Source organism: Halomonas sp. MCCC 1A11062, from assembly GCF_021404355.1.
Lineage (GTDB): Bacteria > Pseudomonadota > Gammaproteobacteria > Pseudomonadales > Halomonadaceae > Halomonas > Halomonas aerodenitrificans.
This window is the reverse complement of the sequence record NZ_JABFTW010000003.1, coordinates 172,211-195,273: the sequence shown is the minus strand read 5'-3', so window position 1 is coordinate 195,273 and position 23,063 is coordinate 172,211. Positions and strand designations below refer to the sequence as shown.

At 61.7% G+C, this 23,063-nt stretch carries 17 protein-coding genes and 7 tRNA genes; 19 read left to right on the top strand and 5 right to left on the bottom strand.

The window, feature by feature from the left end; genetic code table 11:
* Window positions 1-15: 15 nt before the first annotated feature.
* Genes HOP58_RS05050 through pdxB form a run of 3 tightly spaced genes read left to right on the top strand, consistent with a single transcriptional unit; the run spans window position 16 to window position 4,041 of the window.
* A complete protein-coding gene (locus HOP58_RS05050; RefSeq protein ID WP_234254211.1) occupies window positions 16-1,404 on the top strand; it encodes a GGDEF domain-containing protein in 1,389 nt (462 codons plus the stop codon).
* Window positions 1,397-2,884: an ABC transporter substrate-binding protein gene (locus HOP58_RS05045; protein ID WP_234254210.1), complete on the top strand. Its 1,488-nt coding sequence runs from the start codon at window positions 1,397-1,399 to the stop codon at window positions 2,882-2,884. Before HOP58_RS05050 ends, HOP58_RS05045 begins: the two co-directional genes overlap by 8 nt.
* Before the next feature lie 2 nt (window positions 2,885-2,886).
* Window positions 2,887-4,041 (top strand): 4-phosphoerythronate dehydrogenase PdxB, encoded by a 1,155-nt coding sequence (pdxB, locus tag HOP58_RS05040; RefSeq protein WP_234254209.1) that lies wholly within the window; start codon window positions 2,887-2,889, stop codon window positions 4,039-4,041.
* A gap of 133 nt (window positions 4,042-4,174) precedes the next feature.
* On the opposite strand, the gene htpX is transcribed toward pdxB, so the two are convergent.
* From htpX to msrB, 4 genes are all read right to left on the bottom strand, one after another.
* Complete coding sequence (gene htpX / locus HOP58_RS05035; protein WP_010627837.1) at window positions 4,175-5,077, bottom strand: protease HtpX; 903 nt, start codon at window positions 5,075-5,077, stop codon at window positions 4,175-4,177.
* 129 nt (window positions 5,078-5,206) lie between these two features.
* Complete coding sequence (locus HOP58_RS05030; RefSeq protein ID WP_010627838.1) at window positions 5,207-6,439, bottom strand: pyridoxal phosphate-dependent aminotransferase; 1,233 nt, start codon at window positions 6,437-6,439, stop codon at window positions 5,207-5,209.
* Between the two features lie 64 nt (window positions 6,440-6,503).
* Entirely contained in the window at window positions 6,504-7,484 is a 981-nt protein-coding gene (gene ylqF, locus HOP58_RS05025) for a ribosome biogenesis GTPase YlqF (protein ID WP_234254207.1), read from the bottom strand.
* 71 nt (window positions 7,485-7,555) lie between these two features.
* Window positions 7,556-7,957 (bottom strand): peptide-methionine (R)-S-oxide reductase MsrB, encoded by a 402-nt coding sequence (gene msrB / locus HOP58_RS05020; protein WP_010627840.1) that lies wholly within the window; start codon window positions 7,955-7,957, stop codon window positions 7,556-7,558.
* Between the two features lie 154 nt (window positions 7,958-8,111).
* Here msrB and HOP58_RS05015 point away from each other — a divergent pair.
* The 12 genes from HOP58_RS05015 to HOP58_RS04960 all read left to right on the top strand — a co-directional run bounded on the left by HOP58_RS05015 (window position 8,112) and on the right by HOP58_RS04960 (window position 12,966).
* A tRNA-Glu gene (locus tag HOP58_RS05015) sits at window positions 8,112-8,187 on the top strand.
* A gap of 60 nt (window positions 8,188-8,247) precedes the next feature.
* Window positions 8,248-8,322 (top strand) — tRNA-Gly (locus HOP58_RS05010).
* A 37-nt stretch (window positions 8,323-8,359) separates the two neighbouring features.
* Window positions 8,360-8,435, top strand: a tRNA-Glu gene (locus tag HOP58_RS05005).
* 52 nt (window positions 8,436-8,487) lie between these two features.
* A tRNA-Gly gene (locus HOP58_RS05000) sits at window positions 8,488-8,562 on the top strand.
* Between the two features lie 18 nt (window positions 8,563-8,580).
* Window positions 8,581-8,656 (top strand) — tRNA-Glu (locus HOP58_RS04995).
* A 46-nt stretch (window positions 8,657-8,702) separates the two neighbouring features.
* A tRNA-Gly gene (locus HOP58_RS04990) sits at window positions 8,703-8,777 on the top strand.
* 322 nt (window positions 8,778-9,099) lie between these two features.
* On the top strand, window positions 9,100-10,062 hold the full coding sequence (locus HOP58_RS04985) for an ABC transporter ATP-binding protein (RefSeq protein ID WP_010627841.1): 963 nt from the start codon (window positions 9,100-9,102) through the stop codon (window positions 10,060-10,062).
* Window positions 10,059-10,832 (top strand): ABC transporter permease, encoded by a 774-nt coding sequence (locus HOP58_RS04980; RefSeq protein WP_010627842.1) that lies wholly within the window; start codon window positions 10,059-10,061, stop codon window positions 10,830-10,832. The genes HOP58_RS04985 and HOP58_RS04980 overlap by 4 nt, the downstream gene beginning before the upstream one ends.
* On the top strand, window positions 10,829-11,662 hold the full coding sequence (gene queF, locus HOP58_RS04975; protein ID WP_010627843.1) for an NADPH-dependent 7-cyano-7-deazaguanine reductase QueF: 834 nt from the start codon (window positions 10,829-10,831) through the stop codon (window positions 11,660-11,662). The genes HOP58_RS04980 and queF overlap by 4 nt, the downstream gene beginning before the upstream one ends.
* Window positions 11,663-11,705: 43 nt before the next feature.
* On the top strand, window positions 11,706-12,266 hold the full coding sequence (locus HOP58_RS04970) for a nitroreductase (RefSeq protein WP_010627844.1): 561 nt from the start codon (window positions 11,706-11,708) through the stop codon (window positions 12,264-12,266).
* A gap of 3 nt (window positions 12,267-12,269) precedes the next feature.
* Window positions 12,270-12,773, top strand: a complete 504-nt coding sequence (locus HOP58_RS04965; protein ID WP_234259729.1) for a YiiD C-terminal domain-containing protein — start codon at window positions 12,270-12,272, stop codon at window positions 12,771-12,773.
* A gap of 105 nt (window positions 12,774-12,878) precedes the next feature.
* Window positions 12,879-12,966, top strand: a tRNA-Ser gene (locus HOP58_RS04960).
* Window positions 12,967-13,393: 427 nt separating this feature from the next.
* Here the strand turns inward: HOP58_RS04960 and HOP58_RS04955 are convergent.
* Window positions 13,394-14,668, bottom strand: coding sequence for a hypothetical protein (locus HOP58_RS04955; protein ID WP_234259728.1), 1,275 nt, complete (start codon window positions 14,666-14,668; stop codon window positions 13,394-13,396).
* Between the two features lie 219 nt (window positions 14,669-14,887).
* Here HOP58_RS04955 and HOP58_RS04950 point away from each other — a divergent pair, with 219 nt between their 5' ends.
* The 4 genes from HOP58_RS04950 (at window position 14,888) to HOP58_RS04935 (ending at window position 23,059) form a co-directional block, all read left to right on the top strand.
* Window positions 14,888-15,547, top strand: coding sequence for an SH3 domain-containing protein (locus tag HOP58_RS04950; protein ID WP_234259727.1), 660 nt, complete (start codon window positions 14,888-14,890; stop codon window positions 15,545-15,547).
* Window positions 15,548-15,771: 224 nt separating this feature from the next.
* Entirely contained in the window at window positions 15,772-19,038 is a 3,267-nt protein-coding gene (locus HOP58_RS04945; protein WP_234259726.1) for a DUF499 domain-containing protein, read from the top strand.
* 9 nt (window positions 19,039-19,047) lie between these two features.
* On the top strand, window positions 19,048-19,680 hold the full coding sequence (locus HOP58_RS04940; protein WP_234259725.1) for a hypothetical protein: 633 nt from the start codon (window positions 19,048-19,050) through the stop codon (window positions 19,678-19,680).
* 133 nt (window positions 19,681-19,813) lie between these two features.
* Entirely contained in the window at window positions 19,814-23,059 is a 3,246-nt protein-coding gene (locus tag HOP58_RS04935) for a DUF1156 domain-containing protein (protein WP_234259724.1), read from the top strand.
* The last annotated feature ends 4 nt before the right edge of the window (window positions 23,060-23,063 follow it).

Sequence of the window (23,063 nt, the reverse complement as noted above, 5' to 3'; positions counted from 1 at the left end):
GGTGGCTGGTATGACATGAGAAGAGTTTTTGGACTGACAGCCAGGCTGGCCGCTCTCACGATGGTGCCGACACTGGTCATACTGGCCACCATTCTGCTGGCGTTACACTCCTTCGGTGAGTATCGCGTGACCGTCTCGCAGTTCTCCGAGCGGCATACCCATGCCTTGATGACGGCCAGCCGTTTGATGCAGCAGAGCGAGAGCATGCTGGGCAGCGGCGCGATGCTGCTGCTGGCCGACGATCACTTCAGCCGGCGCCAGGCTCTGTTCGAGATCGCCGACCGGCGTGAATGGATGGAACGGCTGGTGGATGAGCTTGCCGCCATACGCGGCGAGGCAGGCAGCTTCGATGATATCGAGCGAGTGCGCGATCAACTGATGGAGAGCTTCGACGCACTGGACGCTCTGGTTCAGCGGCGTATCGATCTCGTTGGGCAGCTTCAGCAAGCGCCGGACGAGACCAGCGATGCCCAGCTGCGCGAGACCGAAAGGCTGCTGGCCCGGCAGATGCGCACCAATCGTTCTCTCTCCCAGGATCTGAACGTGGCCATCGGCTATCACGTCAGCGGTATTCGCCTCGCCATTCGCGATTCGGCCGAGCAGATGGAGCAGCAACTGCGCCAGCGGGAGGGCGCCTTGAAGGGCTTTGCCCTGATTGCCGTCCTGTTGCTGCTGGCCACGGCGTTTCACATCAACCGCTCGGTGGTGCGCAGGGTGGTCAAGCTGCAGCGGGTCATCAGCCGTGAGCGTCCCGCCCCGAATGAGCTTCGAGTGGACGGTAGCGACGAAATCGCCCAGATGGCGCGCTCCATTCAACGCTATGTCTATCGCATCAACGACAACGAACGGCGGATCATGGCGATGAACCGGGAGCTCGACTTCCTGGCCACGCATGACGCCTTGACCCAACTGCGCAACCGACACTACTTCGAACGCGAGTGCAATGAGCGCCGCAGCGTCCTGGTGGCCGAGCATTATTGCGTGGCAATGATCGATATCGACCACTTCAAGGCGATCAACGACACCCATGGCCACGAGGCAGGCGACCGGGTGATTCGTCGGGTTGCCGACCGGCTGCGGCGGGGGCTGCCCGAGTCGGCTCTGCTGGCCCGCTACGGCGGCGAGGAGTTCGTGGCGCTGCTGCCCGGACTCGACATCGACGCAGTGGCGCCCATGCTGGAGCAGATACGCCAGGAATTCGAAAGTCATGCCATCGAGCTTGGCGAAACGGCGCTGCGTGTCACGGCAAGCTTCGGCCTGGCACAACAGTTGGCGGGCGGCGAGTTCGACGAAGCACTCAAGGCGGCCGACGAAGCGCTCTATCGGGCCAAGCGCAGCGGGCGCAATCGCGTCATGTATCAGTGGCTTTCGAATGACGATTCCGAAGAGGCGGCCTATGGGTGATGCGTTCAGCCGGCGGCTGGCGGTGGTTCTGCTCGCAAGCCTTTCGTTCCTGGCGGTGCCAGGAGACGCTTCCCAGGCCCTCCTGCGGGTCGAGCTGCAATTGGAACCACCGCACCTCGACCCCACGCTGACGGCATCCAGCACCGTGGCCGAGGCGTTGCATCTGAATGTCTTTCAGGGCCTCACTCGCATCGGCCGGCATGGCGAGGTGCAGCCGGCGCTGGCCAGCCGCTGGGAGGTCAGCGAGGATGGCCTCGTCTATCGCTTCGTCTTGCGTAGCGACGTCTTCTTTCATCACGGCAAGGCATTCGACTCTGGAGTGGCGGCGTATAGCCTGCGGCGCCTGCTGGAGGCCGAGAATGCCAATCCACAGCGCCATCTGTTCCGGGCGATTCGCCACGTAGAGGAAGTGGGGACGCATGAATTGCGCATCGAGCTGGAGCAGCCCGATGCGCTATTGCCATTCCGCCTGGCGCTCTCCGCCGCCGTGATCGTCCATCCCGATACGGTACACACCAACCGTACGCATCCGGTGGGCACCGGCCCCTACAGATTCGTCGGCTGGGAGCGCAAGGAGGGCGTTCGGCTGCGTGTCTTCGAAGCGTATTGGGGCGAGCTGCCAGCCATTCGCGAGGCGCTGTTCACCTTCACCCCCAACCGGGTAGAACTGGAGAATCTGCTCTCGGAGGGTGCCATCGATCTCTACCCCGATGCCAGCAGCCTGACCGCTCATATGCCGCTCATGCAGCGAGCCGACTACGAGATCCAGGACGGTCTCAGCGAGGGCGAAGTGCTGCTGGCCATGAATCATGGCCGTGCACTCTTCCAGGACATACGTGTGCGCCGTGCACTTTCCCATGCCGTCAACCGCGAGGCGCTGCTGGCGATCTATCCTTCCATCGACCCGCCCCTGATCGGCAGTCACTTTTCGCCGCGCCATCCGGCCTACGTGGACCTGAGCCAGCGCTACCCTTACGACCCCGAGCGGGCTCGAGACCTGCTCGCCGAGGCTGGCGTCAGCGCTGGAACTTCCATGACGCTGACGGTACCGCCGACCCAGTATGCCGAGCAGAGCAGCCTCTACATCGCCTCGGACCTGGAAGCGGTTGGCTTCGAGGTCGAGCTGCAGCGGGTCTCCTGGGGGGAGTGGCTGCGTCAGGTGTTCACCGAGCGTGACTACGACGTGACCGTGATCGCCCACGTGGAACCGATGGACATCGACATCTACGCTCGCGATGATTACTACTTCAACTATCACAGCGAGACGTTTCGCGAACTCTGGTCACGCATCGAGGCGCAGCAGGACCCGGCCGAGCGTCACCGCCTGCTGGCTGAGGCGCAGCGTCATCTGGCCGAAGAGGCGGTTCACGTCTTTCTGTTTCTCAAGCCGCAGCAGGCCATACGCAAGTCGAATCTGCAGGGTGTATGGAGCGATGCGCCCATTCCTGCCGTGGTGCTGGAAGAGCTTTACTGGGAGTGAACATGCGTATTCTCGTCGATGCCAACGTGCCGGGCACCGAGGCCTGCTTCGGCCAACTGGGCGAACTGGTGAGGCGGCCGGGGCGCGAGATCGATGCGGCGGCCCTGCAGGACATCGACGTGCTGGTGGTTCGCTCCATCACGCGGCTCGACGCGGCGACGCTCGACACCGCCGTGGCTCGGGGCTCCCGGCTGCGTTTCGTCGGTACCTGTACCATCGGCACCGACCATGTCGACCAGGCGGCGCTGGCGCGCCACGGCATCGCTTTCGCCAGCGCACCGGGCTGCAATGCCGAAGCGGTGGTCGACTACGTGCTGGGCAGTCTGCTCACGCTGGCCGAGCGTCAGGGTTGGCGACTCGCCGAGCGCCGGGTAGGCATCGTCGGCGTGGGCAACGTGGGCGGCAGGCTGCTGGCCCGACTGAGCGCCATGGGCATCGCCTGCCTGGCCTGCGACCCGCCCCGGGCTGAACGTGAGGGCAGTGAGGGCTTCGCGGCTCTCGATACCCTCATCGACGAGTGCGACGTGCTCTGCCTGCACACGCCGCTGGTTCGCGAAGGGCCACACGCCACTCATCATCTGCTCGATGCGCAGCGCATCGCCGAGCTGGCCCCCGGCACGCTGCTGCTCAATGCCGGGCGGGGCGACTGCGTGGACGGCGCGGCGCTGCGTCAGCGGCTGTCCGGCCCGGGCGACATCACGGCGGTACTCGATGTGTGGGAGGACGAGCCGGCCATCCACCCAGCGCTGCGCGATCTGGCCGCCATTGCCACCCCCCACATCGCCGGTCACAGCCTGGATGGCAAGCTGCGCGGCACGCACCAGATCTATACCGCGCTGTGCCGGCATCTGGGCTTGCCGGCACGGCTTGGGCTGGACGATCTACTGCCCCGGCCCCCCGTCTCGCGTCTGGTCCTTGAAGGTGGGCTCGATGCCGAGGAGACGCTGCGGCTCTGCCTGCGTGCGGTTTACGACGTGCGTCGCGACCATGACAGCCTGTTGCGGGAGAGCCGCCAGCTGGGCATGGCAGCCGGCTTCGACGCCTGCCGCGCCAACTATCCGCTGCGCCGGGAGCTCTCGACGCTCAACCTCGAGCTGGGCGAAGCGGCCTCGGCTCACGCAGCCTGGCTGCAGGGTGCGGGACTGCGTCTGGCGTGAGGTTCCATTTTGCAACAGGCCTGAACGCAGAAGAGCCCGTCGTAGCGACGGGCTCTTCTGGTTCTACTGCTGCGTACCGGTCTTTGGGACCGAGTTATGTATCGGGCTCATGTACCGGTTTCTCGTGCAGGGCTCAGCGGTAAGCGGCTTCCTTGAGCGCACGAATACGATCGTCCAGCGGCGGGTGACTGGCGAACAGACGCTCCATCAGCGAGCGGGTCTGGCCCTTGGTGATGGCCATGGCGCGCAGGGTGTCGGGCATCTGATCGGGCAGCTCGGTCTCCGCCTTGAGCCGGGCCAGGGCATTGATCATGGCGCCGGAACCGGCCAGCTGGGCGCCCGCCGCGTCGGCACGGTACTCGCGGTAGCGCGAGAACCAGGCAACGATGGCCGAGGCGATCAGGCCGAACACGATCTCGGCGACGATCACCACCGCGAAGTAACCCATGAAGCCCAGGCCGCCTTCACCGCCGCTGCGGGCGCGCAGGAAGTTGTCGACCAGGTGGGCCACGGCGCGGGCGAAGAACATCACGAAGGTGTTCACCACGCCCTGGATCAGCGCCAGGGTGACCATGTCGCCGTTGGCCACGTGGCCGATCTCGTGAGCCAGTACCGCGCGCACCTCTTCCGGGCGCATACGGTTGAGCAGACCGGCGGAAACCGCCACCAGGGCGTCGTTCTTGTTCCAGCCGGTGGCGAAGGCGTTGGACTGCTGCGCAGGGAAGATGCCGACCTCGGGCGTCTTGATGCCGGCCTCACGGGACAGCTCCTCAACGGTATCGAGCAGCCACTTCTCGGTAGCGTTGCTCGGCTGGGTGATCACCACCGTGCCGGTGCCGCGCTTGGCCATCCACTTCGACAGGAACAGCGAGATCAGCGAGCCGGCCATGCCGACGATGAAGCAGAAGATCAGCAGGGCATTGAAGTTGAAGCCCTCGCCGCGCAGGTAACCCTCCACCCCCAGCAGTCGCAGCGTGATGCTGGCGACGAGGATCACCGCCAGGTTGGTGCCCAGGAAGAGCAGTATTCTCATCATCGTTCGGAATCTCCGGTCATCTCAAGGAAGCGAGGGCCGCACCGGGCGGCCCAGAAAATCTGTTGATTAGATACGGCTGGTTAACGGAGGTTTCAAGTCCGAGCCGAAAAATCGGGTCTAGGCCGACGCTTACTGGCGATAGCGTGACAGGAAGCGGGCGAAGCGATCCAGAGCGTCGCCAAGCTGATCGGCCCAGGGCAGGGTGACGATACGCACGTGGTCCGGCTCGGGCCAGTTGAAGGCGGTGCCCTGTACCAGCAGGATTCTTTCCTGCAGCAGCAGATCGAGCACCAGCTTCTGGTCGTCCTGGATGGGGTAGACCTTGGGATCGAGCCGCGGGAAGGCGTAGAGCGCGCCCTTGGCCTTGGTGCAGCTCACCCCGGGAATGGCGTTGAGTTTCTCGTAGGTGATGTCGCGCTGGGCCAGCAGCCTGCCGCCGGGCAGGATCAGGTCGTTGATCGACTGATAGCCGCCCAGTGCCGTCTGGATGGCGTGCTGGGCCGGCACGTTGGCGCACAGGCGCATCGAGGCGAGCATGTTGAGGCCCTGGATGTAATCCTGCGCGCGTTGCATGGCCACGCTGCCGGAAAGAATCATCCAGCCGGAGCGGAAGCCGGCGCAGCGGTAGCTCTTGGACAGGCCGTTGAGAGTCACCACCAACTGGTCCTCGTCGGCCAGCGCGCCGGTGGAGACGTGCTCGGTATCGTCGTAGAGGATCTTGTCGTAGATCTCGTCGGAGAACACCACGAGATCGTGCTCGCGGGCGATGGCCAGCAGCTCGCGCACCACTTCGGGCGGATAGACCGCGCCGGTGGGGTTGTTGGGGTTGATGATGACGATGGCGCGGGTGTGGCTGGTGACCTTGGCGCGCACGTCGGAGATGTCCGGCGCCCAGTCGGCCTGCTCGTCGCAGCGATAGTGCACCGCATGACCGCCGGAAAGATGGGCGGCGGCGGTCCACAGCGGGTAGTCGGGGGCGGGAATCAGCACCTCGTCGCCATCGTTGAGCAGTGCCTGCAGCGCCATCACGATCAGCTCGGACACCCCGTTGCCGATGAAGATGTCCTCGATGCCTACGCCGGGAATCTCCTTGCGCTGGCACTCCTGCATGATCGCCTTGCGTGCCGAATACAACCCTTTGGAATCGCAGTAGCCCTGCGCAGTGGGCAGGTTGCGCATTACGTCCTGGAGGATCTCCTCCGGGGCCTCGAAGCCGAACGGCGCGGGATTGCCGATGTTCAGCTTGAGGATGCGGTGGCCTTCGTCTTCCAGCCGCTTGGCGTGTTCGAGCACGGGGCCGCGGATGTCATAGCAGACGTTGTCGAGCTTGTACGATTTCCTGAACGTGGAGGGCGTATCCATGAGGTGTCCGAGATTCCAGTGGTGTCCGGTGGCTCCGGTCAGCCCTGCTGCCGGAACTCAGTGATTATGCGGGGTTGTCGGCGTCGCCGCTATCGCTGATCGCCGCTTGTGGCATTGGCTCTTCGTCGGCTTCCGGCGGCGGGATGTCGGCGGGGGTTTCCAGCGTCAAACGGCCCAGCTTGCCGTCGCGCAGCTCATGCAGCAGGACCTCGGCGCCGCGATGCAGGTCGATCTCGCCGCCGGGGCGCAGCCCGCCACGACGGCTGGCGATCTCGGCCAGTATCGCATGGCCGTCGAAGCCGGCCACGGCGAGCAGGTCGATGCGCTTCGGTCCATCCGCCTCTACTTGTTCAGCCTGAAGGTTGGGCACGTAGGGCGGCAGGGCGGTCAGCTTGTAACGAGCCTTCAACGCCTCGGGATAGCGGCGGGCCAGCTCGGCGGCGGTGACCACCGCCACGTCGACGTAATCGATGGCGGTATCGCGTATGGCACCGCTGGCGGCCAGGCGATAGGCGCTGGCCTGATCCTCGATCTTCGGCCACAGCACGCCGGGGGTGTCGATCAGCGCCACGCGGCCGGCAATGCGCACCTTCTGCTGGCGTTTGGTCACCGCCGGCTCGTTGCCGGTCTTGGCGATGGCCTTGCCGGCCAGGCCGTTGATCAGGGTCGACTTGCCGACGTTGGGAATGCCCATGATCATCACCCGCACATCGCGGTCGGCGCGTACCTGCCCGGCCAGCTCATGGCACAGCTTGGGGATGCGCTTGAGCTCGCGGGCGTTGGTGGTGGTGACCGCCAGCGCGCGGGTGTCGGGCAGCGAATCGAAGTGCTCCACCCACTCCCGGGTACGCTCCGGGTCGGCCAGGTCGGCCCGCGAGAGGATCTTGAGTACCGGCTTGTGGCGGGTCAGGCCGGCCAGCATGGGGTTGGCACTGGAGTAGGGCAGGCGGGCGTCGAGCACCTCGATCGCCACGTCGATTTCCGGCAGCGCCTCCTGGATCTGGCGTCGCGCCTTGTTCATGTGTCCCGGATACCAGCCGAGCATGTGCCACTCCTGCAAACCGTACGAGGCCGCCCATCATAGCAGAAGGGCGGCCTCGGCAGGGTGGAGGAGGACTACTCGCCGGGGTGGAAGGAGATGGACACCGAATTGATGCAGTAGCGTAGCCCGGTGGTGTGGGGCGGGCCATCGGGGAACACATGGCCCAGGTGAGCGTCGCAGTGAGCGCACACGACCTCGGTGCGCTGCATGGCGTGGGAGTCGTCGGGGCGTTCCTCGACGGCGGCCTTGCCCAGCGGGCGGTCGAAGCTGGGCCAGCCGCAGCCGGCTTCGAACTTGTGCTCATTTTCGAACAGTGGAGCATTGCAGCAGACACAGTGGTAGATGCCGTGCTCGCCGGTCACCTGGTAGTCGCCGCTGAAAGGGCGCTCGGTGCCCTGCTGGCGCGTCACGCGATACTGCTCAGGGGTAAGCTGGGCTTGCCACTCGGCATCGCTCTTCACGATCTTCTTGCGCATGGCCTCTCTCCTGCTGGGCGACGTCGACTTCATCTGACACTGAAAGCTTGGCCGTTTTCCCTCTTTTCGGCCAGCCCGAGGCCGACAGTTGACAGCCTCGGGGGGCTTGAGTAACATTCGCGCCACCTCGTTGAGGCGAAAGCGAGACGGCAGCGTCCCATTCGTCTAGTGGTCCAGGACACCGCCCTTTCACGGCGGGAACAGGGGTTCGAACCCCCTATGGGACGCCACTCGTTTTACGCTGGTTTCAACGGGTACCGGAGTGTAGGACCGAAGTGCAAGAGCAGAGTGCGGGAATAGCTCAGTGGTAGAGCATCGCCTTGCCAAGGCGAGGGTCGGGAGTTCGAATCTCCTTTCCCGCTCCAAATTCTGCTTCGGCAGAATGAGTAGGTGCTCCAATGCGTCCCATTCGTCTAGTGGTCCAGGACACCGCCCTTTCACGGCGGGAACAGGGGTTCGAACCCCCTATGGGACGCCACCTTCCGGTTGCGGTAGAAGTAGCTTTATCGATAGCATAGATGTGCGTGTATGCGGGAATAGCTCAGTGGTAGAGCATCGCCTTGCCAAGGCGAGGGTCGGGAGTTCGAATCTCCTTTCCCGCTCCAGCACGGTCTGGCTTTTGCGTCCCATTCGTCTAGTGGCCTAGGACACCGCCCTTTCACGGCGGGAACAGGGGTTCGAACCCCCTATGGGACGCCACTTCGATACTCTGTGATGTCCATGGTCGACACTCCAGAGGCAATAAGCGGGAATAGCTCAGTGGTAGAGCATCGCCTTGCCAAGGCGAGGGTCGGGAGTTCGAATCTCCTTTCCCGCTCCAATTTTCTTCTCCATCTCGAATATGCCAAGGCTCGGGCCGGAAGCCGGAACGCCGGACCGTCGAATCTCCTTTCCCGCTCCAATTTTCTTCTCCATCTCGAATGTGCCAAGGCTCGGGCCGGAAGCCGGGGCGCCGGACCGTCGAATCTCCTTTCCCGCTCCAACATCTTCAGCCTTAGCAATGCCAAGGCTCGCCCCTCTCATAATTTTTGATGACCTTGCTCCAGGCGAGGGTTTTTGCGTTTTTCCAGGCGGCGACTTGAAAAATTCCTTCGCGCCCTAATCTCTTGGACTCGCACTTCATCCCAACGCAAGGATGTCCCATGGCCGAACCGGCGCTGTCGATCCGTGGCCTGACGAAGGTCTACGGCAACGGCTTTCATGCCCTCAAGGGTATCGATCTCGACGTCGAGCAGGGAGATTTCTTCGCCCTGCTGGGCCCCAACGGGGCCGGCAAGTCCACCACTCTGGGCGTGGTGTGCTCACTGGTGCAGAAAACCGCCGGCCGGGTCTCGATCTTCGGTATCGACATCGACCGCGACTTCGCCCGGGCCAAGTACCACCTGGGCGTGGTGCCCCAGGAGTTCAACTTCAACCAGTTCGAGAAGGTCATCGACATCGTGCTGGCCCAGGCAGGCTACTACGGCATGCCGCGCAGCGAGGCGTTGCCCCGTGCCGAGCAACTGCTCAAGGACCTCGGTCTGTGGGACAAGCGCAACGGCAGCGCGCGCATGCTCTCCGGCGGCATGAAGCGCCGCCTGATGATCGCCCGCGCCCTGATGCACCGCCCCAAACTGCTGATTCTCGATGAGCCCACCGCCGGCGTCGACATCGAGCTGCGTCGCAGCATGTGGGAGTACATGCGCCGCATCAATCGTGAGGAGGGCACCACCATCATCCTCACCACCCACTATCTCGAGGAGGCCGAGAGCCTCTGCCGCAACGTGGCGATCATCAACCACGGCGAGATCGTGCGGAACACCGGCGTGCGCGAGCTGCTCGCCGAACTCGATACCGAAACCTTCCTGCTCGACCTGGCCCGCCCGGTGGAGCAGGCCCCGCACGTCGAGGGCTTCGAGGTGAACAAGGTGGAGGGTGCCCAGCTCGCCGTGGTGGTGCACCGCGGCCAGCGGCTCAACGACGTTTTCGCCGCCCTGGGCGAGCAGGGCATCGAGGTAGTCTCCATGCGCAACCGCGCCAACCGGCTTGAGGAGATGTTCGTGTCGATGGTGGAGCAGGGTAATGAGATGCAGCGCGAACTCGACGGAGCGGAGGTGAGCAAGTGAGCGCCGCTCAGATCGCCATCGCCCTGTGGACCCTGGTACTCAAGGAGATCAAGCGCTTCACGCGGATCTGGCCGCAGACCCTGCTGCCGCCCTCCATCACCATGGCCATGTACTTCATCATCTTCGGCAGCCTGATCGGCCCGCGCATCGGCGAGATGGACGGCTTCAGCTACATGGACTTCATCGTCCCGGGGCTGATCATGATGGCGGTGATCACCAACAGCTACTCCAACGTGGCCTCCAGTTTCTTCTCCAACAAGTTCCAGCGCAGCGTGGAGGAGATGATGGTCTCTCCCATGCCCAATTGGGTGATCCTGGCCGGCTTCGTGCTGGGCGGCATGGCCCGCGGCCTGGGGGTGGGCGCCATCGTCACCCTGGTATCGCTGTTCTTCACACGCATCAGCGTGGCTCACCCGCTGTTGACCCTCGGGGTGGTGGTGCTCACCGCGGCGCTGTTCTCCATTGGCGGCTTCATCAATGCACTGCTGGCCGACAAGTTCGACGACGTCTCCATCGTGCCGACCTTCGTGCTCACGCCGCTGACCTATCTGGGCGGGGTGTTCTACTCGATCTCGCTGCTGCCGACCTTCTGGCAGAACGTCTCGCTGCTCAACCCGATACTCTATATGGTCAACGTGTTCCGCCACGGCTTCCTCGGTATCTCCGACATTCCGGTAGGCTGGGCGCTGACGGCCATCTTCGCTTTCATCATCGTGCTCTTCGCCATCGCCCTGTGGATGCTGGAGAGGGGTAAAGGTATCAGATCATGAGTCAACGTCCCGACACCCTCGAGCATGCCCCGCTGGGGCGCGAGTCCGCCTATCCCGAGCACTACGATGCCGGGTTGCTCTATCCCATCCCCCGCGCGGCCAATCGCACGCCGCTGGGCATCGAAGAGGGCAAACTGCCCTTCGTCGGCGAGGATGAGTGGCACGCCTTCGAGGTTAGCTGGCTCAACGCCCGCGGTAAGCCGCTGGTGGCCGTGGCACGTTTTCGTCTGCCGGCGGAGTCGCCCAACCTGATCGAGTCGAAGTCGTGGAAGCTCTACCTCAACGGCTTCAACCAGACCCGCTTCGACAGCCGCGAACAGGTGATCGAAATCCTCGAGCGCGATCTGGCCCAGGCCGCCGGGGCACCGGTCTCGGTGGAGCTGTTCGATGTCGACGACGCGGCGCTGGCGGTGTGTCGGCTGCCCGGCGAGTGCCTGGACGAACTCGACATTGAGATCGACGCCTACACTCCCAGCGCCGAGCACTTGAAGGTGGGAGAGGAGATCGTCGAGGAGACGCTCTATTCGCACCTGCTCAAGTCCAACTGCCCGGTCACCGGCCAGCCCGACTGGGGCAGCGTACTGATTCGCTATCGCGGCCCCAGGCTCGACCGCGAGAGCCTGCTGCGCTACCTGATCGGCTATCGTCAACATCAGGATTTCCACGAGCACTGCGTGGAGCACATCTTCACCGACCTGATGGCCAGGGCGAAACCGGAGCGCCTGCTGGTGCTGGCGCGCTACGTGCGCCGCGGCGGGCTCGACATCAGCCCCTGGCGCGCCACCCCCGGCGAACGCCCGCCCGAGCCCCTGCGCCTGGCGCGGCAGTAGCGCCTTGGGTAGAGTGCCGAGAAAGACTCGAGAGGAGAGCAACATGGATGCGATGACCCTGCTGCACGAACGCAGCTCCATGGGCAAGCTGATGGGGCCGGCCCCTGGCCCCGAGCAGATGGAAGCGATCTATCGCGCTGCGCTGCGCGCGCCGGACCACAAGGAACTGCGCCCCTGGCGTTTCATCGAGTTCACCGGTGAGGGACTAGAGCGGCTGGGCGAGCTGTTCGCCGAGGCCGAGTACCGTGAGGACCCGGACATCGAAGATGCCGCCCTGGATGCGGCGCGCAAGAAGCCGCTGCGCGCCCCCATGGTCATCGCGGTGATCGCCAAGGTCACCCCCGATATGCCCAAGGTGCCCAAGATCGAGCAGGTGATCTCCGCCGGCTGTGCCGCCCACGGCATCCTGTTGGCGACCCATGCCCTTGGCCTTGGCGCCATGTGGCGCAGCGGCAAGTACGCCTTCGACCCCACCGTACGCAAGGGGCTCGGGCTGGAGGAAGACGACGAGCTGATCGCCTTCCTTTATCTGGGCCAGCTCGGCGGACGCCACAAGCCCATTGCCGAGCATAACGTCGGCGACTTCGTCGAACGCTGGACCTGACCCATGCGGGAAATCGGTATACCCCACCCACGGCTGGCGCTGCCCGAGCCCGGCCAGAGCGACGTGCCGCAGGCGTTTCTCGCCTGGCTGGCCGAGGCCATTCCCATGGTCGCGCACCTGGGCATTCGCGAGATGCGCTGGGAAGGGGAGAGCCTGGTGTGGGAGCTCGCGCTCGAGCTCAACCTCAACGACAAGGGCACCGGCTTCGGCGGGGCGCTCACCGCCCAGACCACCCTGCTGGGCTGGTGTTGGACCACCCTTTGGCTGCGCCAGCGCGGCTACGCCCGCGACGTCGTCGTGGCCGAAGCCAGCCAGCGCTTCCTGGCACCCGTTACCGGCGATTACCGCATCGTCTGCGCTCCCCACAGCGAACAGGGGCCGGCGAACCTGGCAGAGCGCCTGACCAGCCGTGGGCGCGGCCGCATCGGTCTGACCCAGCAGCTCTGGTGCGGCGATGTGCTGTGCTTGGAAGCCCGCGGTGACTATGCCGTGCTGCCTGTCGGCTGAATGCCACCGAGCCGAAAAACCGGCTTGCAAACGCGCACTTAAGCCGTTAGACTTTGCGCCGTTCTGACGCACAAGGGCGCTGCCCCCGTGGAAGAACCACAATGTGGAGAGGTGTCCGAGTGGTCGAAGGAGCACGCCTGGAAAGTGTGTAAGTCGAAAGGCTTCGAGGGTTCGAATCCCTCCCTCTCCGCCACAGATTTCGAAAACCCGGCTCAGCGAGCCGGGTTTTTTGTAACTGGAGGAAAGTGTTTCTCTTTCATCCGAAGATCAATCGTCATCAATTTGTTTCAAGTTAGTCTGATAAGACCTGTCCAAGTAGAATTTCCCACTTCGACTCCCCTCCCAGGAGTGCGTTACTACGGCGATCATCTCAGGACCAGTAGCGCAGTGAGCTCACTCTGTTGCTGGTTCACCCATCACAGGAGATGATCACAATGGCAAAAGTTAAGTCACCCATGACTCAGGCAGCTGCCTCACGTATCCAGAGCAGCACGGCAAAATCGAGTGGCGGCAAAGTGTCAACGGGTAGCTTTGCTGCTCGAGCTGCCAGGGCGGCTGCTCACAATACTGGTGGTAATCGCGGTAAGAAGTAGTGTTTCAGTGCTATGGTCCCAGGCTCATCAGCGGTGAGCCTGGGCTTTGACGTGTGCCCAATAGTTCGGATAACTCGAGAATCTGGCTAACAGCCAATCTCGATTCAGGTGCACGGTAAGGGATGGGTCTTCCTGCAACTGCTTTTCAAGGTTAGCTAGCTCCTGTTCGATCCAATTCGTCCAAGCGGTCGCAGTATGAGTCATTATTAGTGGCAAGAAGGCACCATAGCTCTCGCCGGTTAAGGATTCGATAAAAGCGATCAACTGATCTATTTTGGGAGCTGTGCCAGTTCTCCATTCTTTGAGCCTGCTGCGGCGTGTCTCATTAGCAGCGTTATGAATGTCCTCTAAGGTTGCCTGATCACCGACACGAGTCCGTGTGATCGAAGGGCTCGGTAGGTGCAATGACATGGTGCGGTACGACATCGGTTTCTCGCTATTTAGCGAGAATGCGCCAAGCCAGAGTTCGTACAGCCGATATGTCGGCGTGACGAGTTTTTCTCCTTCAAGAAATGGCATCAATTGCTCCATGCCACCGTGGTTGACCAGAGCATCTGTCAGTGTGTCTGGAATCCTGAGTGATTCTTTTATTTTCAGCATGTCAGTCATGAAGCTGGCAAGGAGCTGATGATAAAAATCCACCCGAAGGCTAAACAAAACTTTTAATGCTTCTGCTATCAGCTCTGTCGTTCTCTGCTGACCAGGCCGACTGGCATCGATCATGGCAGTGCTATAGCTGCGGATCTCCTGTGAGTTGAGCAAAGTATGGTGTCGGAACGCTTCGCAAATGGCCTTGCACATTCGAGTAAGTTTCTCTTCAGGCGAGGTCTCCATCTTCCTGGCCTGATGGCATGTCAGAATCAGTTGCCTCTCCGCTTTGGCGCGCTTCTCCAGGAAAGAGAACGTCAGGGGGAGTTCGAGCTTCTGTATCGGCTGATGCTGGTTGATTCCCTCGAGAAGTCCTTGGCTGAACACCAGCCACTTGGTTCCATTCGTATCTCTAACTATAGGCTCTTTCGGAGTAATATGACTGAGCAGCTCAGCCATATTTTTTTGTTCCGCCACTTTATGGAGGTTTTTCTCGATCTTCTTGGCGCTGCGAGGAGAAACACCATCCTGGCAGGCCGTCTTGAGAGTCTGTCTGTGGACTGGTTCCAGTTTTAGATTTTCATCTTCCTGCATGCGATGGAGGAGAGTGTGCATGCCGGTGCATTTGTCGTCGAACCAACCGACAAGCTCCCATACCGGTGGCATGAAAGGGAATAGGGTGTCGGGCGTATCGATGATGACTTTCTCTGCCATTGAGTGACCTGCCACGTCAGCGTGCTCCCCGCACAGGATGATGCCTCTCTAACCTACCCCATTCCCAGGCTACTGGGGCAGGTCGTCAAGTCTAATTCAGCTTCGCTGGCTGAGCTGTCATGATACCGATAAGGAGGAGCGGGGCTGACTGCACACGCCCCCACGCTGCCGTAGGTGGCGGGGTATTCGGATAGATCACAAGGGAACTTAGGGATGATAATGAGAATTTTATTTTTTGTGTTGTTGTGGCTGATGCCGGTGGTTACAGCGGTGGCCATGCCGATCGGGATGACGACGGCGCAGTCGTTGAATGTCCGGTCAGCACCATCGGGTGAGGTGGTGGCCTCTCTGCCAATGGGCACGGTTGCTGGGGTGCTGGATATGCAGGGGGACTGGCTGAAGGTCATGTACTTCGAGGGAGGGGATACCAGCCGTTCTCGCGAAGGCTGGATTCACGGCCAGTACTTCCGCTTGACCTCCGCGTCCGGCGTAGGTGGCTCGAGCTGCGAAATGGAATATCGTTCTGGGGCAGAGGTCTGCTTGAATCTCATCAATACCAATCTCGATTGTCATGAAGACTTATCCAGCGACACCTACCGAAGCTGCGACGTCACTGCCGAGTACGAACTGGCGACCGACTACCGTGGGCAGTCGTCCCTAGGTGTGGATGTCTCCTGCGACGCCGAGATTACCCACCACACCGTCAACGGCAGGCGGCGGAGTAGTACAGAGTCAGACTGGTTCAGCCATTCGCTGTATTCTCACGGCTCAGACTGGAATGCGATGAACTTTTCCTTCAGTTTCAATAGCTTTGATGAAATCTATCGGGTTCAACTTGATTCGGTGACGTGCCGCATCGAGAACGTTCAGCTGTGGTAGCCGGGGCAAGGGGGGAGGAAGGGCTTGCCGTATAAAAATAGGTGGGTCAAGACCAGCCTCATTCCCCTTACCCATCTTTGTCAGCTAGCGTAACATGGCATGCTAATACCCATAACTGAACTGTCATAAGGCCTGTGTCGCTTTACGCATGCCTTCATGATGGCCTTGAACCACGCAGCCTGTTGGGATACTACACCGGCCTGCTGCGCTGCAGGGAGCAACCGATGCGACACGTTCTTTCCACTTGTCAGCCACGTCGCGAGATCCTGGCGGGCACCTTCAACCCAGAGATCTTCACTGCCAGCCTCAGCCGCGTGCTGGGGGACTACCGCAAGGGGGAGGCCCGCGAAGGGGCCAACTCACTGTATTCCGACCCAGTGGCCTTCTTCCGAGATGCGACGCACCCGACCCAAGGCCTCTGCACGATTCTGGACAACGCACTCGCCAGGTTGGCCAACGGTGACCTGTCCCGGCCGGCGATGCAGCGGCTGGATACCGCCTTCGGAGGCGGCAAGACCCACACGTTGATCGCCTTGGCGCATGCGGCCATGCAGGGCAAGCCGCTGGCCGAGCACATGGCAGGGATCGTGGAGCCTGAGCGGCTGCCGGAGCCTGGCCAGGTGCAAGTGGTGGGAATTATCGGTGACACCGTGGACACGCTGCGGGAAACCGCCGGCGGGGCGTCTCCCAAGCCCAACACCCTATGGTGGCAAGTCGCCCAGCAAACCCTGTCATCCGACCAGCAGGCACCCATTCAGGCGCGCCTTGATGATGCCTCGGCGCCGGCCTCGGATGAGTTCTTCGAGACGCTGTTCGGCGACCGGCCGACGCTGATCATCATCGATGAGATCGCTCAGTACCTGTCGCGCATGGAGGCAGCTTTCCCCGGCATCGGTGCCGAGCAGTCAGCCGCCTTCCTGATGTCGCTTTCCACCTATGCTGCCGGTAAACCCAATGTGGCGGTCGTGCTGAGCCTGGCCTCGGCAACCAATGCCTTCGGGAGCTTCAACAAGCTAATCGGAAGTCTGAAAAGCACGCACGGTTTCACCGATGCACAGGCTGAAGCTATCGTGGCCGATGCCCAGAAGAGTGTGCTGGATGTCGTCAACCGCACCTCCGAGGCTACGACGCCGGTGCAGGAGGGCGACCTGTCGCGCATCATGGCCAAGCGCCTGTTCGTTTCAGTCGACCTCGAAGCGGCTCATGAAGTGGCCTCGGCGTTCATCGAGACCTACCGCCAGGCAGGTACTGACCTGCCGGCTGGCGCTAACGACCCACAGCTCCATGATCGACTGGTGGCTCACTATCCCTTCCACCCCACGCTGATCGAGTTTCTCTCCGAGGAGCTGGCTCAGGTGGAGAGCTTTCAGGGCACGCGCGGCCTTCTACGCACCCTGGCAAGGGCCGTGCGGAGGATCTGGGAGGCCAAGCTCACTATCCCGCTGATCCAGACCGGCCATATCGATCTCTCGGATGGCACCATCCGCGGTGAGCTTCTGGGCAAGACGGACAACACCGATTTCGTCTCCGTGCTTGACTCCGATATCAGCAAGGCCTCAGGCACCCAGACCACTAGCCGCACCGTGGCCGGCGAACTGGATGCCGCCAACCCCCATCCCGATGGCTACCCGGTGCACGAGTGGGCTTGGCGCGTGGTCTTCCTGCACAGCCTGATCGGTCGTGGAGGTGGTCTGCAGGACGAGAAGTTCGGCATCGACATGACCTCGGCGGTCTATGAGATGGCCTCACCCGCCATCAAGCCGGCCACCGTGCGTTCCGCCCTGGAAACCATCGAGCGTGAGGCGAACTACCTCCGCGAGCGTAACGGTCGGCTGTATGCCGATACTGTACCGACGCTCAACAACATCCTGCGTCGTATAGAGGGCAACGTGGCCTACCCGGAGGCCATGACGCGTGTCGAGCAGGTCGTTCGGGGCCTTATCAAGCAGTCGTCCGTGTTCGATATTCATCCCAATATCGATGATGGTGAAGGGATTCCCGACAAGACGCGCAAGCCGCAGCTGGGCGTCATCGCCTTCGAGGTGGAAGAACTGGACCCGGCGCGCTTTATCGAGCGCCGCGGCGAGGCAGTTCGCGAGTACCAGAACCAGGTGTTCCTGCTGGCTCCCAGCACCACCCATATTGCCGGCTCGACCTGGACGGAAGCGCGTACGCACCAGGAGCACCGCACCCGGCAGAACATCCTTACCCTGGCGCGCAAGGCCATCGCCGTGGAGCGCCTCAAGGAAAACCCCGAGAACTGGGGCGTCAGCCATGACCAGCTTCAAAAAGGGGAGTTCAGGGAGCGGGCCGCCAAGAGCCCGGCCGAGCTGCGCACGGCCATCGATGAAGCCTATCGTTTTCTGATCTACCCGGGGCGCGATGGTGGCCGCGTGGTGGTGCGCGATCTGGGTAAGCGGGGCGCCGGCCCCACCGCAGGTGGCTCCAGCGGCCTGCACCTGGAAGATGCCATCCTCAAGCAGCTAGCCGAGGAAGGCGAACTGATCACCGAGGAACGTGCCTCCACCGCAGAAGCGGCGACGCTGCTCGGCAAGCTGTTCTTCGAGAACCAAAAGCAGGTCAATGTCAGTGACCTCGTGGAGCGCTTCGCCACGCGCCGTAACTGGCCGATCCTGCAACGTCCAGCGCTGCTGGCCACCGTGCTGGTAGAAGGCGCCAAACGTAGCAGCTGGTGTCTGGGCCACATGCCCGACAAGAAGGCCCACAAGCCCGATGCGCTCTATCACAAGGACAACCCGCCGCCGCTGACGGTGGAGCCCCTGGAGAAGGACGGCGAAGGCTGGATTCTCTGCACCAAGGAGCACGCCAAGCAGCTGGGCTGGCTGGAAAGCATCGTACGCGACCCCAACACCGTCGCCTCCTGGATCGAGCAGACCATCCAGAGCCGCGATCAGGTCGACCTCAGCCAACTGCCTCAGATCATCGAGCAGGAGCACGACAAGGTCGACCCACACGTCTACCAGCAGCAGCTGGAGAACCTCTTCGCTCAGCGACAACTGGCGGCCTATCCGCAGGAAGCGTTCAACGAGGAAGGTGACGCCGACCCCGAGCAGGCGATGACAGGGGATACTGTACCCGTTGGCGGCGTGACGGGCGGCATCGTGGTGCCCTACCAGACGGCACAAGCGCGGGGCTGGATCAGCAAGCCCAAGGTCGAGAACCGCGCCTTCCTGCTGCGCGCACCCGACAAGGTCAAGCAGCTCTTTAACCTGCTCTCCGGCACCGGGCTGGCCCAGTCCAAGACCGAAGTGCAGATGCTGCAGATCCAGGCGGAAACCCCTGACAAAGGGCGTTTCCAACTGGCCATGGGCCCTACCACGGTAGGTGGCCTGGTAGAAAGTCGCTCCCTGTTCGCAGCCCTGAACAGCCGTTTACGCTTTACTACTGAACAGCATCAGGTCCGCCTGACCCTGGGTGAGCTGGATCAGAACTGCAAGTTCACCAAGATGCTCGAGCAACTGGAAGGATAAACAAGACCGATGGCCACCACCGCCACCAAGACGGCGCCCCGTGGGCGCCGCAAGAGCTCACAGGCCGATGAAGCGCAGCTGGCCAAGCTGGCCAGGCGCTCGCCCTATGTGCTGCGCCTGACGCGCCACAAGGATCTGCCGCCCCCGGTGCTGGTCGTCAAGGAGCGCATCGCCCCGGAAGATCGTGACGATACCGAAGGGCTGACCAACCCCCGCGCCAAGCACGTGGAGCGCGGCACCCTGCATGGCGAGAGCGTGCGTGCCTGCCTGCCGGTCCTCAAGCGCATCCTCGAGGAGGTCAAGGACGAACAGGGCATCCCGCTGGGCCTGGAGCGCTTCATGTCCGCCCAGGGGCTCAAGCAGACCGATATCAACTTCCCCCTGGATGAAGCCGCCGGTGCACGATTGGCTCTGTTCTTCCGCCTGCAGACCAAGGTGAAGGACGTCGACCGCATCGAGCTGATCGGCCGCCGGGTCGCGATGTTCTCCCGGGAAGAGGCTGTTTACTGGCTGGCCAACGTGACCACCGCTGACCCGGCGCTGCGCAGCTGGGCCACCAGTGGATTACGCATGCTGCTTTGCGGCGAGGCCGGTGACAAGCGGGTGCCACGCATCCTGGAGAAAGTGCGTGCCCGTGGCTGAGGGATAGGAATCGACGTGGCTCGCAGAGCGGGCCGGAAATGGCAGCTTAGCCGTGCCAAGAACGGTAGCGCCAAGAACGAATGATCAGCCAGGCCGCTCGCCTGGCTGTCGCCATGTTAGAGGAAGCAACAGTATGGACGTCAACGAATCAGGCCTGACTGCTACCAGCGTGCCGACTACCAGCGCCGCCCAGCCATTGATAGACGATCAGCGCCTGATCGAAGCCGGGTTTCCTTGCCATCAGGTGGGCTCTGAGACCCAGCGTGAGCGTGATACTGGCAAACAGCCGCCCACGGCCAGGCTTCATGTATGGTGGGCACGCCGTCCGCTAACCCCCAGCCGCGCAGCAGTTTTGGCGTCGTTGTTGCCAGCAGATGCTGATCCGGAGCAGTTCGTTCGCGATCTGGGTATCGTCCGCTGGCAGGCCAAGCTGGGCGAGCAGCGCTGGACTCTGACGAATGGAACCATAACCTCACGGCTCCGTCAGGAGGATGATGGTAGCTGGATATTACCCGTCGATAAGACGGTACTTAAGGCGGTGGAAAAGGAGCAACAGCGCCGCGAATCCTGCCGAGAGATGATCGACCAGTTGGAGCAGGCAAGCTCCGAGTTTCAGGAAGAGCCAGTGGTGCATAGCTGGAAGGCTGATGTCCAGGAGCTTCCTGCGATGGGTGTCTATATTGGAGCGAAACTGGAGGTGGAGCAGGCAACCGCTGACCCTGCCGGTGTCTCTGAGAAAATTGAGTTCGCCAAGCGTGCCGATGTCAAGCATGCCTTAGGTAATGCTATCCGCTGGGATCCAGAGGACTCTTATGGGTATGCCCGCGCTTTTTCTAATTCAATTGAGCCATTTGCTGAGCAAGAGCGAAAGGTTGTGCTCGATCCAACTGCTGGTGGTGGATCAATTCCCTTCGAGGCGCTGCGCCTCGGCCATAAGGTGATCGCCAACGAACTCAACCCCGTCGCTAGCGTTATCCTCAAGGCAACGCTGGACTACCCTGTGCGCTTCGGCGAGAGCTTGCTGGATGATATCGAAGAGTGGGGGGAGAAGCTTAGGGAAAAGGTCGAAGCCCGAATGGCGCCCTTTACTCCTTTCAGCCCTATTCCCGTTGATCAGTATGCCAAACTGGAAGCCCACCTGCACAGGTACCCAGAGCTGGTCGAGGAATATGCCACTGAGCATGACCATATGGGGCTGCTCTACTGTCGTCAGGTGACCTGCCCCCATTGCTCCGGCGATGCGCCACTGCTCAACTCCCTGTGGCTTTCCAAAAAAGGTGAAAAATGGGGTGTGGCAGTCAAACCGCAACCAGATAAAACGGTACGTTTCGAACCGTTCGAGATGACGGCCGATAACAGCGGCCTCAGTGTCGAAGACCTGGATGCTGGTACCGTAACCCGTGGTGTCGGCCAGTGCATTCACTGCCAGCAGGCCATCTCCGGTGCTGAGATCAAGCGCCAAGCCCGTGGTGAATCTGAGCTGGGCAAATGGAAGGACATCCTCTTCTGCGTGGTCGGAATTCGTCTGGAGCCCAAGGTCGACAAGCATGGTCAGGTGCAGCGCTTTTCCTCAGGAGAGCGAAAGGGCGAAATCAAGACCCAGAAAGCTCGCTACTTCCGTGCACCTAACGAGACAGATCTTGAAGCAATCCAGGCCGCCGAGCGGGAACTGGAAGAGCTCCGCCTTGATTTCGAAATGAAGGGATTGGTTCCTAACGAACCGATCCCGGCTGGCAGTAAAACAAGTGAACTGATCCGCTATGGTATGAACAGCTGGGAAGAGTTGTTCGTTCCTCGTCAGCTTCTTGGCCACCTCTCAGTAATGGAGGCACTGCAGGATGCCAAGTCCGAAATTCTCACTGAGTTGGGTGAAGAAAAAGGCCGAGCCGTTATCACTTACCTTCAATTTGCCATTGACAAAGTTGTAGATTACAACTCCAAGCAAACGCGATGGCATATGTCCAATGCCGTTTTGGTGGGTACCTTTGGGCGCCATGATTTTTCTTTAAAGTGGACATTTGGGGAAATGGTGTATGCTGGCCCTTCATCGGCACTACGGTGGGGAATATCTCAGGCGCTGGATGCCTACAAGGGTATCGAAGGGTTAGTTAGAGAGCGTGGAAAGCTTGGTTTTCAAGAAGGAGATATTAAGGCGCTTCAAGGCTCAGCCGCCTCCATGCCAGAAATTGCAGACCATAGTGTCGATGCTGTGGTAATGGATCCTCCGTACTATGACAATGTTCAATATAGCGAGCTTTCTGATTATTATTACGTTTGGCAAAAACGTTCTTTGGCCGACCTTTATCCTGGCTGGTTTGACCATGAGGTAACTGATAAGGCGGCAGAAGCTGTTGCTAATCCGGCCCGCGATGGGTCTGCTAAGGGCGCAAAAGCTAGGTATGAGGAGCTGATGCAGGGCATCTTCGCCGAAAGTAAGCGCGTCCTGAAGCCTAATGGCATCATGACGCTGATGTTTACCCACAAGAGCTCCGATGCCTGGGAAACCCTGACCAATGCGCTGATTCAGTCTGGTTGGGATATCACGGCCTGTATGCCAGTTGAATCTGAGGGTGGCTTCTCAACCCACCAGATGGATATGGCATCAGCGGCATCCACCATTTTTATCGCTTGCCGCCCAGCGGATCGCAGTGATCGCGAGCCCTCTAGCTGGGCCTATGAGGTCAAGGGCAAGCTGGAAGCTGCGGTACGCGAAGGCCTGGTTGAGTTCGACCGCCTCAAGCTCAACCCCGTCGACCGCATGATCGCTTCCTGGGGCCGTGCGCTGCGCGTCTACTCCGCCCACTGGCCTGTGCAGGATGGTGACGAAGACGTACCGCCTACCCGCGCCATGCAGGAAGCGTCCCGTGTGGTGGCCGAGGAAGAGGTCAGCCGCCTTTCCGGTGGCTTGGTCACCGTCGACAACTTGGACGCCGAATCCCGTCTTGCGGTGATCGCGCTTGGCATCAACGGCCTGGGCGACTTCGCCTTCGATGACGCTCTGCAGATGAGTCGCTCCCTCAGCTTCCGCCTGCAGAACCGCAACGGCAACTACCGAGTCAGCGATGACATGGTGGCCTACGCCAACGTTGGCGAAGACGAGCGCGCCGCCCCGCTGGCCATCAAGGGTAACAAGCTGCGCTTGCTCAAGCCGGAAGAGCGTGCCGCTGCGCGTCTGGAGAATCCGCAGACCCTGTGGGATGTGCTGGGTGGTCTGATCGTCACCTACCGCGACGGCGGCATTGTGGCAGCGCGTAACTTCCTGACTCAGCATGGCAAGCGCGACAGCGACGCCCTGCGCGGCCTGCTCAAGGTCTGGGCCAAGGAGTGCCGAGACGACGAGCTCAAGCGCGAAGCCCAAATGATCGACTACGAGCTGTAAGGAG